This window comes from Micromonospora sp. NPDC051300 (assembly GCF_044455315.1).
Taxonomy (GTDB): Bacteria; Actinomycetota; Actinomycetes; order Mycobacteriales; family Micromonosporaceae; genus Micromonospora; species Micromonospora robiginosa.
Genome location: NZ_JBITEP010000030.1, coordinates 52396 through 62207, shown reverse-complemented (window position 1 = coordinate 62207; position 9812 = coordinate 52396). Strand labels below are relative to the sequence as shown.

Below are 9812 nucleotides of genomic sequence, written 5' to 3'. Positions count from 1 at the left end.
GCACTGGTGGCCGGCACGGCCGGCTGCGGCGGCGGGCCCGAGGTGGCCGCCGGCCCGCTGGCCGGGGGCGCCGCCGCACCCGCCACCCATTCCACCGCCGACGAGCGCGCCGCCGAAAAGGCGGCACTCGCCGCCTATTCCGGATATCTCGACGCCTCTCGGGCGGCGAGTGCGCGCAGCGATCCCGGCCATCCCGCACTGGACCGATTTCTGGCCGATCCGCTGCTGACCCGGGTGCGGGTGGCAATTCGTGACGCGAAGGAGCACGGCGCGATGCGTACCGGAAAACTCGTTTCCGACCCGACCGTCGTCTCGGTCGACCTGGCCGCCGACCCGCCCACCGTCGAGATCCAGGACTGCCTGGACGCGAGCGGCTACCGGCTGGTCTACGCCAAGGACCGCAAGACCGTGCCCGGCACCCGCGGCGGGCGCTACCTCGCCACCGCGACCGCGGCCCGCTACCCGGACGGCCGATGGTTGGTCAACTCCGGCGCGGCACACCAGGACCAGCCGTGCTGACCTGGGGAGGAGAGGGCGTCCCGGCCCAGCGGACCCGGGCCGGGACGTCCCACCGGCGATGGTTCGCCGCCGGCCTGGCGGCGTTGCTCATGCTGACCGGCGCGCCGGCGCGGGCCGCCGACCCGGGCGGCTCCTGCCCTCCGGGGCAGACCGACTGCGACGTCTGGGACGACGACCCGGGCCTTCCCGGCGGCCCCGGGCCCGGCGGCGGCGGGAACGACGGCGGCGGGGGCGGCAACGGCGGCGGCACCGCGAAGTGCCAGTGGAACGGCCGGGTCATCCCCTGTTACGACGACCTGCTCGGCTGGTTCAACAACAGCGACGGCTGCTACTACAAGCTGGCCGAGCCGCAGGGGGACCCGCCCCCCGGCAAGCAGTACTACGTGGCGAGCTGCAACGGCGGCGCCACCGGGCAGCAGACGCTCGTGCTGCTCGACGCCCCGCCGCCCGGCTACGGCACACCGCCCGACCCGGAGGAGCTGGCCCGGCGCGCGCTCGCCTCGATCTCGCTGCTGCGGCCCCGCGTCTCGGTCGCGCCCCGGCGCAGCAAGGGCCCCGGTCTGGTCGGCCTGCCGGTCTGGATGTGGGCCAGCCCCGGCGCCTCCTACTTCGGGCCGCTGTCCGCCTCGGCCTCGGACCGCGGGCTGACCGTCACCATCACCGCGAAGGTGACCCGGATCGTCTGGCACATGGCCGACGGCCTCGACGTCACCTGCACCGGGCCGGGCACCCCCTACCGGGCGGACGGGCCGCACGCCGGGGCCCCCTCGCCGGACTGCGGCCTCCCGCACGGCTACGCCCAGGCGCGCACCTACCAGGTCTACGCCACCACGTTCTGGACCGTCGAGTGGACGTCCAGCGGCGGGGAGAGCGGCGAGATCGCCCAGAGCCGGGTCAGCGGCATCGTCCCGGTGCAGATCAACGAGCTTCAGGTGGTGACCCGATGAGTGTCGTGGCAGCCCGGAACGGGACCCCGGTGGAGGCGCCCGTCGCGCCGCCCAAGGTGGTCCGGCAGCGGCGGATCCGGCCCGGCCTGCTCGGCCTCGCGATCCTGCTGATCGCGCTCGGCGGCCTCGGCGCGGCGTTCGCGGTCACCTCGGTGCGCTCCACCGGCAGCTACCTGGCGGTGGCCCGGCCGGTCGAGGTGGGCCAGCGGATCACCGCCGACGACCTGGTGCCGGTGCGCGTCTCCGGCGGGCGCGAACTACGACCGGTGCCGGCCGACAGGATGAAGGACCTCGTCGGCCTGCGCGCCGCCGTCCGGCTCACCCCGGGCACGCTGCTCACCCCGGCCCAGCTCACCGACGCCCCGCTGCTCGGCCCCGGCCAGCAGCAGATCGCGCTGGGCCTGGAGACCGCCCGGGTGCCGGCCCGCAAGCTGCACCCCGGCGACAAGGTGCTGCTGGTCAGCACGCCGGACAGCGGCGCCAGCGGCGCCGAGGCGACGCGCGGCGGCGGCACCCGGTTCGAGGCCACCGTGATCGACACCGCCGCGCCGGAGAACGACGACGTGGTGGTCTACCTGGCGCTGGCCGTCCGGGACGTGCCGGCGGTGGTGGTGCTGGCCGCGGACGACCGGATCGCGCTCGTGCTCACCGAGGCGGCCTGATGGCGATCATCGCCCTGGTCTCGGCGAAGGGCTCGCCGGGCGTCACCACCACCGCGCTGGCCGCCGCGCTGAGCTGGCACCGCCGGCTCGTGCTGGCCGAGTGCGACCCGGCGGGCGGCTCGATCCTCGCCGGCTACCTGGGTGGGGCGCTCGACGGTCCGCGCGGCATCGGCGAGCTGGCCGTCGGCGAGCTTCGCGACGGCAGCCTGGAGAGCACGTTCTGGTCGCAACTGGTCGACCTGGACGCGCCGCGCCGCGAACGGCTGCTGCTGCCCGGCGTGGTCGACCCGGCACAGGCCGGCAGCCTGGTGCCGCTCTGGCAGCGTTTCGCCGACTACTTCACCGGCCTGGAACGCGGCGTGCCCCCGTACGACGTGCTCGTCGACTGCGGCCGGCTGGCGGTCGGCGGTCCACCGTGGCCGCTGCTGCGGGCCGCCGCCGTCGTGCTGCTGGTCACCCGCGCGCACCTGCCCGACCTCTCCGCCACCCGGGCCACCGTCCGGGCCGTCGAACGCGACCTCACCGAACACCGCGTCCCCCCGGGCAACCTGCGCCTGCTGGTGGTCGGCGACGGCCACGGCACCAGCGAGATCAGCAAGGTGCTGCGGCTGCCGGTGATCGCCCGGCTGCCGCACGACCCGCGTACCGCCGAGGTGCTCGCCCACGGCGGCACGGTGCGCGCCAGCCGGCCGCTCATGCGCGCGGCCGGCGCGCTGGAGGTGCCGGTCCGGGCGCTGCTGGACCGGCGGCGCGCCCGACTGGCCTGGCCCGGGGCGACCGCGGCGGCCGCCACGCCGGCGCCCAGCGCCCAGGGGGTGCCCGGTGCGGTTTGAGCCGGTCTCCTACGACCCGCGCGGGCAGCAGCCCGGGGTCGTCTCCACCGTGCCGCCGCTGGCCCCGCCGAACGGGCGGCACCACGTCGCCGGGCCGGCCCTGCCCGCCGCGCCGCTGGCGGCGCCACCGCGCCCCCGGGTCGACTTCGCGGTGGTCCGCGAGCTGCGTCGGGAGCTGAGCGAACGGCTCACCCAGTGGCAGCGCGGGCGCGAGTTCGACGCCGACGCCGAGGAGGTCGAGCGGGCCCGGCTCGCCGTCGCGGTGGTCTCCGCGTACGCCGACTCGGTGCGCCGGGGCGGCCGGCCGATGCCCGCCGACGAGGAGCGGCTGCTGCTCGACCAGGTCACCGCCGAACTGGTCGGGCTGGGTCGGCTGCAGACGCTGCTCGTCGACGAGAGCATCGAGGAGGTGCACATCCTCGGCTGCGACCAGGTCCGCATCACCCGGCACGGCGGCGGCGTCGACTGGGCCGAGCCGATCGCCGAGACCGACGACGAGCTGGTGGAGATCCTCCAGGCCGCCGCCCGTCGGGCCGGCGCCACCGAGCGGTCGCTCTCCACCAGCAAGCCCACGCTCGACCTGCAACTGCCCGACGGCAGCCGGCTCGCCGCGGTCTTCCTGGTCAGTCACCGCCCCTACGCGGTGATCCGCAAGCACAACACGCTCGACGTGAGCCTGGAGGACATCGCCGGCGGCCGACCCGACCTGGACGAGATGATCGACCCGCTGCTGCGCGACTTCCTCCGGGCGTCCCTGCGGGCCGGGCTGAACATCATGGTGGCCGGGCTGGCCGGGGCCGGAAAGACCACTGTCATCCGGGCGCTGATGGCCGACATCCCGGTCGACGAGCCGTACGTGCTGCTGGAGGAGAGCCGGGAACTGCTGCCGGCCCGGCGCGGGCACAGGCACCGGGCGGTGATGAGCTTCGAGTCCCGGGAGGGGCACGGCGAACGCGGCGCGGACGGTCGACCCGCCGGCGAGGTGAGCATCGCCGACCTGATCCCGGTGTCGCTGCGGATGGGCGTGCTGCGGATCATCGTCGGCGAGGTGCGGTCCCGGGAGATCGTGCCGATGCTCCAGGCGATGACCACCAGCCGCGGGTCGATGTGCACCATCCACGCCCGTACCGCGGCGGGGGTGAGCGAACGCATCATCGAGCTGGCGCTCTCCCACGGCCGGGAGATGACAGTCGACCAGGCGCGGCGGATGGCCGGCAACGCGCTCGACCTGATCGTCTACGTCACGGTCGAGGACGAGACCGCGATCGGCGGCCGCAAGCACCGCTTCGTCTCGCACGTCGAGGAGGTCATCGGCGTCGGCGAGGGCAACCGGATCACCACCACCACGGTCTTCGGGCCGGGGCCGGACGGCCGGGCGGTCCCCCGCCACCTCCCCGAGCGGATCCGCGACCAGTTGCTGCGGGTCGGCTACGACGCCCGGTTGCTGACCCGGTTCGTGGAGGCCGGGATGGGCGCCTGGCGGCGTCCCCGGCACACCCGGCTCGGGCGGCGGCCGGACGGGGGCCGGGCATGACGCAGATCGAGCTGATCGCCCTGGTCTCCGGCGCGGCCTGCGTGGCCGGGCTGGTGCTGGCCGTGGTCGCGCTGGTCGGCACGCGCCGCCCGCCGAGGTCGACGCCGGGCGGGGCCGGGCCGGGCCTGGGCCGGCTCTGGACCGGTTCCGGGGCCGGCCGCGCCGACCAGCGGCGACACCAGACCCTGCTGGTGGCCGCGGTGGTCGTCGGGGCGCTGGCGTTCCTGCTCACCGGGCTGCCGGTGGTGGGGTTGCTGGTGGCGCTCGCGGTACCAGGCGTGCCGTGGCTGTTCGCGGTCGGCCGGGCCGAGCAACGCGCCATCGCCCGGGTCGAGGCGGTGGGCGAGTGGACCCGGCGACTCAAGGACATCTCCGCCACCGGGCAGGGGCTCCAGCAGGCCATCGTGGGCACCATCGCCACCGCGCCGGAGGAGATCCAGGAGGAGGTACGCACGCTCGCCGCCCGCCTCCAGGCCGGTTGGCTGGCCAAGTCGGCGCTGCTCGCGTTCGCCGACGAGATCGCCGACCCGGTCGCCGACCAGGTGGTCGCCGCGCTGATCCTGCACCTCACCGACCGGGGCGAGCGCCTCGGCGACGTGCTCGGCTCGATCGCCACGGCCGCCTCGGCCGAGGTGACGACCCGGCGCGAGGTCGAGGCGAAGCGGACCCAGCCGCGCTTCGCGGTTCGCTTCCTCACCGGCATGACGCTCGCGACGCTGGCGTACGGGCTGGTGAACAGCGACTACATCCGTCCGTACGGGACGGTGACCGGGCAGCTCGTGATGGCGGTGCTCGGCGCGGCGTTCGTCGGGCTGCTGGTCTGGGTGCGGTCGATGAGCCAACCGCCCCGCCCGGCGCGCTTCCTGCCGGCGCCCGACCCGGAGGAGGCGATCGCGTAATGCTGATCAACTGGCAGTTGGCGGTGGCGGTCATCGGCGGGGCGGCGGTCGGGCTCGGCCTCTTCCTCGTGGTCCGGGAGGCGCTGCCGGCCACCCCGGCGCTCGGGCCGGCCCTGCGTCGGCTGCACCAGCCGCCCGGTCAGGCCCCGGTGGCCGGCGCCGGGCCGGACTGGCTGGGCGGGTTCGCCCGCTGGCTTCGCCCGCCGACCCGGCAGCTCGCCCTGCTCGACCGCACCCCCGAGCAGTACGCCATGTCGGTGCTGCTCTCCGCGCTTATCGGCTTCGCCACCCCGGCGGTCGTCTCGGCCCTGCTCTTCGTCGGCGGGGTGACCATGCCGGTGGTCGCGCCGGTGCTGGCCAGCCTGGGCCTGGCACTGGTCGCCGGTTTGGTGGCGCACCGGTCGGTGCTGGCCAAGGCGGACGCCGCGCGGGACGAGTTCCGGGCGGCGGTCTGCACCTATCTCGACCTGGTGGCGTTGCAACTCTCCGCCGCGCACGGCCCGGTGCAGTCGCTGGAACGCGCGGCGACGGTCTGCGACGGCTGGGTCTTCGACCGGATCCGGGAGGCGTTGCGGCTCGCCCAGCTCCAGATGCACTCGCCGTGGGACGAGTTGCAGGACCTGGCCGACCGGATCGGCATCCCGGAGCTGGGCGACGTGGGCGCCATCATGCGGTCCTCCGGCAGCGAGGGCGCCCAGGTGCACGAGACGTTGCGGTCCCGTGCCGACTCACTGCGCGACCAGATCCGCACCGACAACTTGGCCCGCGCCGAGGGGGTGACCAGCAAGTTGGACATTCCCGGCTCACTGCTGGTCTTCGTCCTGCTCGGCTTCGCCGTCTATCCGTTCATCGCCCGTCTGTGACACCCACCCCCGAGAAGGAGACGACCATGTACCTCTACACCTACCTGTACGCGGCGGTGAGCAACCGCCTCGCCGAACTGCGCCGCGACGGCGAGCGCGGCGACAGCCCGGTGCCGACCGCGGTGATCATCTTCGGCCTGGTCGCGGTGGCCATGGCGGTCACCGGGCTGGCCCTGGCCCGGGCCAACAACTGGATGGAGGCCATCCCGAACAACACCCAGCCGAAGGCGCCGTGATGCCCCGCCCCGCCCGTACGCTCCGGAGCCGGCCGGCGCCCGCCGGCCGGCGCGCCGGTCCGCGCGGTCCGGGGCGGATCGCCGCCACCGTGCGCGCCCGCCTCGACGCGGGCGGGCGCGAACGGGGCGCCAACCCGGTCGAACTGGCCGTGATGATGCCGGTGATCCTGGTGCTGCTCTTCGGCTCGATCCAGGTCGGCGTCTGGTTCGTGGCCCGGTCGACCGCGCTGAACGCGGCGCAGACCGGGGTGAACGCGCAACGCACGTTCGACGCCGGGCCCGACGCCGGCCGGGACCGGGCGACCAGTTTCCTGCGCCGGTCCGGGGACTGGCTGGTCGACTGGGACCGCACCGGACCGACCTGTGTGGAGACCGCCACCGACGTCACCTGCACGGTGCGCGGTCGCTCCCTGTCGGTCATCCCCGGTGTCGACCTCGAGGTCGTGCAGACCGCGCACGGCCCCGCCGAACGCTGGACCGCGGGGTGAGGCCGATGGCCCGGGACCGGGGTTCCGTCTCGATCGAGGTGGCGGTGCTCGCCCCCGCCTTCATCGCGTTGATGGTGCTCGCCGGGGTGGCCGGCCGGACCGCCGTCGCCGACGAGGCGGTGGAGTCGGCCGCGCACGACGCCGCCCGTGCCGCCTCGATCGCCCGGACGGCCCGTGAGGGCGAGCAGGCGGCCGAGAAGGCGGCCCGCGACCAGCTCAACTGGTCCGGCCTGCGCTGCACCGCCGCGCCGAGCCTGGACCTGACCGGGTCGGTGGGCGGGAAGCCGGCCACCTTCGCCGGCGCGTACCGCAGCGACCCGGGCGTGCCGGCGACCGTGACGGTCACCGTGACCTGCACGGTCTCCTTCGACGACCTGCGCGCGCCGGGGCTGCCCGGGGTGCCGGGCGGCAAGACCGTCTCGGCGCGGTTCACCTCGCCGCTGGACACCTACCGGAGCCGCGGATGACCGGGCGACGGACGGCGGAGAGCGGCCGGGTGAGTCTCTTCCTGGCCGTGGCGATGACCGGCGTGCTCGCCATCGTCAGTCTCGCCTACGACGGCGCCGGGCAGTTGCGCACGCTGCAACGCGCCGACAACCTGGCCGCCGAGGCGGCCCGCAGCGGCGGCGAGATGATCGACCGGGCGAGCGCCATCGAGGGCGGCCCGACACGGATCGACCAGGACGCCGCCCGCGTGGCTGTCGCCGGCTACCTCGACGCCGCCGGCGGGGTCGGCGACCACGAGGTCGACTTCCCCGTGGTCGGCGCCGAGACCCGGATCCGGGTACGCGTGCGGATCACCTACCGCCGCGACCTGCTCGGTCTGTTCGGCGCGCAGAAGACCGCCACCGTCACCGGTGAGGCCACCGCTCGGGCGCTCACCGCGCCACCACCGTAGGAAGGAAGGCCGCCATGGGTGCACCAGGACGTTCCGCCGCCCGCCGAGCCGGTCAGGTCCTCACCGGGCTCGGCGCTCTCGTCGTGCTGGTCGGGGTGCTGGCCGGCGGGCCGGTCGCGCTGCTGGCCTTCGCCGGCAATCCGCTGCCCGACCACCTGCCCACGCTGGCCGAGGTGGGCACGGCGTTGACCAGCCGCGACGACGGGCAGCTCTTCCTGCGGGCGCTGGCGGTGGTCGGGTGGTTCGGCTGGGCCACGTTCGCGTTCTCGGTGGTGGTGGAGCTGCTCGCGTCGGCGTTGCGCCGGCCCGCGCCGAAGCTGCCCGGGATGCACCGCCAGCAGCGGGCCGCCGCCGCGCTCGTCGGTTCGGTGGCGTTGATCCTGGCGGCGAGCCCGGCCGCGGCCAGCGCCGCCGCGTTGACCGCCCCGCAGCCGGCACTGGCCGCGCCGGCGGTCACCACCGCGTACACCGCGCCGCGGGGCGCCACGCCCGCGCCCGACGCCGCCGGCCCGGCGGTGTACCGGGTGGCGAAGGGCGACTACCTGGGCGAGGTGGCCGACCGCTACCTGGACGACTTCGACCGCTACCGGGAACTGGCCCGGCTGAACCGCCTGCACGACCCGGACCGGATCCGGCCCGGCCAGTTGATCGAGCTGCCCGGCGGCGCGGTGGACGACGGCGCCCGGCGGCACGCGGCGGGCCGGCTGGTGGTCACGGCGGCGAAACCGGCGCCGGCGAAGCCCAAGCCGAAGCCCGCGCCGTCGGCGGCGAAGCCCAAGCCGAAGCCCGCGCCGGACTCACCGGCCCGGGACGCCACGCCGACCGTGGAGGCGCCGGACGGTCAGCAGCCGGCCATGGCGGCCGGCGCGTCGCGGGCCACCGCCGAGGAGGGCATCAACCGCCCGCTGGCCATCTCGGCGGTGCTGGCGGTGGCGAGCATCGTGGGCGCGCAGATCGGCGCCGTCCTCGGTCTGCGGCGACGGCCGGTGGCGGCCCGGGTGCCGGGCAACGGCCGGCACCGCCGCGACTGAGGCCGGCCGGGGTCAGGGCAGGCGGGCCTCGACCCGGCCGGAGACCACCCGGGTGGGGAGCACGGCCTGGTCGTTGGCGGCCGGGCCGTGCACCACCTGGCCACCGTCGAGACGGAACGCGCTGCCGTGCCACGGGCACACCACGCAGGCGTGGCCGTCGATCTGCCGCACCTCGCCCTCGCCGAGCGGCCCGCTCTGGTGGGGGCAGCGCTCCGGCATCACGGTGACGTCGTCGCCGTCCCGGTAGAGGACGACCGACACGTCGTCGATCTTCCGGGTGACCAGCTCCCGCTGCGGCAGGCTGCTCAGCTCGCCCAGCGGGTGCCAGCCGTCGCCGATCAGGTGCAGGTCGGAGATGCTCTGGCTGACCTGCGCCCCCTGCTTGTAGGCGAGGTGCCCGCCCAGGTAGGCCCCGCCGCTCGCGGCGGAGAGCCCGAGGTAGGCGAGCGCCCGGCCGAGCCCGTGCCGCCCGTTGAGCCGGGCCGCGAGCGAGCCGGCGTAGAGCGTCAGGCCGACGACGTTGGCCCCGGCGTGCACCAGACCGACCCGGCGCTGGTCGCGGGAGAGGGCCGCCCAGTCGTTCCACCCGGCGACCGCCGCCGGCAGCGCGCTCACCGTGCCGAGCCCAACCAGGGCGGTGGCGGCCCGGCGCTGCCCGGGGAGCAGGTCCACCACGGCGGCGGAGATCCACGCGCCGACCGGGACCTGCACCATCGCGGGGTGCAGCGGATGGCCCAGCCAGACGCCGTGCAGCGCGTCCCGCACCCGCTGCGAGCCGAGCGTGCCCTCGACGGCACGTTGCAGCCGGTCACCCACCCGGTCGAGACCGGATGCCTGTTCGAGCTTCGTCAGTAGTCGGCGCACCTCTTCCGACTTCCCGGCAGCAGAGCCCCCAAACCGGA

At 75.5% G+C, this 9812-nt stretch carries 13 protein-coding genes; 12 read left to right on the top strand and 1 reads right to left on the bottom strand.

What is annotated here, in order from left to right:
• The first annotated feature begins 3 nt into the window (after positions 1 to 3).
• The 12 genes from ACIA5A_RS25905 to ACIA5A_RS25850 are packed head-to-tail and all read left to right on the top strand — an operon-like array spanning position 4 to position 8910.
• Positions 4 to 519 (top strand): hypothetical protein, encoded by a 516-nt coding sequence (locus ACIA5A_RS25905; RefSeq protein ID WP_396767057.1) that lies wholly within the window; start codon positions 4 to 6, stop codon positions 517 to 519.
• Complete coding sequence (locus ACIA5A_RS25900; RefSeq protein ID WP_396767039.1) at positions 513 to 1466, top strand: hypothetical protein; 954 nt, start codon at positions 513 to 515, stop codon at positions 1464 to 1466. Before ACIA5A_RS25905 ends, ACIA5A_RS25900 begins: the two co-directional genes overlap by 7 nt.
• Positions 1463 to 2128, top strand: a complete 666-nt coding sequence (locus ACIA5A_RS25895; protein ID WP_396767038.1) for an SAF domain-containing protein — start codon at positions 1463 to 1465, stop codon at positions 2126 to 2128. Before ACIA5A_RS25900 ends, ACIA5A_RS25895 begins: the two co-directional genes overlap by 4 nt.
• Positions 2128 to 2961, top strand: a complete 834-nt coding sequence (locus tag ACIA5A_RS25890) for a ParA family protein (protein WP_396767037.1) — start codon at positions 2128 to 2130, stop codon at positions 2959 to 2961. The genes ACIA5A_RS25895 and ACIA5A_RS25890 overlap by 1 nt, the downstream gene beginning before the upstream one ends.
• Complete coding sequence (locus ACIA5A_RS25885; RefSeq protein ID WP_396767036.1) at positions 2951 to 4495, top strand: CpaF family protein; 1545 nt, start codon at positions 2951 to 2953, stop codon at positions 4493 to 4495. The genes ACIA5A_RS25890 and ACIA5A_RS25885 overlap by 11 nt, the downstream gene beginning before the upstream one ends.
• On the top strand, positions 4492 to 5394 hold the full coding sequence (locus ACIA5A_RS25880; RefSeq protein ID WP_396767035.1) for a type II secretion system F family protein: 903 nt from the start codon (positions 4492 to 4494) through the stop codon (positions 5392 to 5394). Before ACIA5A_RS25885 ends, ACIA5A_RS25880 begins: the two co-directional genes overlap by 4 nt.
• Positions 5395 to 5396: 2 nt before the next feature.
• A complete protein-coding gene (locus ACIA5A_RS25875) occupies positions 5397 to 6257 on the top strand; it encodes a type II secretion system F family protein (protein ID WP_396767056.1) in 861 nt (286 codons plus the stop codon).
• Between the two features lie 26 nt (positions 6258 to 6283).
• Positions 6284 to 6493 (top strand): hypothetical protein, encoded by a 210-nt coding sequence (locus ACIA5A_RS25870; protein ID WP_396767034.1) that lies wholly within the window; start codon positions 6284 to 6286, stop codon positions 6491 to 6493.
• Positions 6493 to 6981, top strand: coding sequence for a TadE family protein (locus ACIA5A_RS25865; RefSeq protein ID WP_396767033.1), 489 nt, complete (start codon positions 6493 to 6495; stop codon positions 6979 to 6981). Before ACIA5A_RS25870 ends, ACIA5A_RS25865 begins: the two co-directional genes overlap by 1 nt.
• A gap of 5 nt (positions 6982 to 6986) precedes the next feature.
• Positions 6987 to 7448, top strand: coding sequence for a TadE/TadG family type IV pilus assembly protein (locus tag ACIA5A_RS25860; protein WP_396767032.1), 462 nt, complete (start codon positions 6987 to 6989; stop codon positions 7446 to 7448).
• A complete protein-coding gene (locus ACIA5A_RS25855; protein ID WP_396767031.1) occupies positions 7445 to 7879 on the top strand; it encodes a hypothetical protein in 435 nt (144 codons plus the stop codon). The genes ACIA5A_RS25860 and ACIA5A_RS25855 overlap by 4 nt, the downstream gene beginning before the upstream one ends.
• 14 nt (positions 7880 to 7893) lie before the next feature.
• Complete coding sequence (locus ACIA5A_RS25850; protein ID WP_396767030.1) at positions 7894 to 8910, top strand: LysM peptidoglycan-binding domain-containing protein; 1017 nt, start codon at positions 7894 to 7896, stop codon at positions 8908 to 8910.
• 12 nt (positions 8911 to 8922) lie between these two features.
• On the opposite strand, the gene ACIA5A_RS25845 is transcribed toward ACIA5A_RS25850, so the two are convergent.
• Positions 8923 to 9774 carry a Rieske 2Fe-2S domain-containing protein gene (locus ACIA5A_RS25845; protein WP_396767029.1) on the bottom strand — a complete coding sequence of 284 codons (852 nt, stop codon included), beginning with the start codon at positions 9772 to 9774 and terminating at the stop codon, positions 8923 to 8925.
• Between the last annotated feature and the right edge of the window lie 38 nt (positions 9775 to 9812).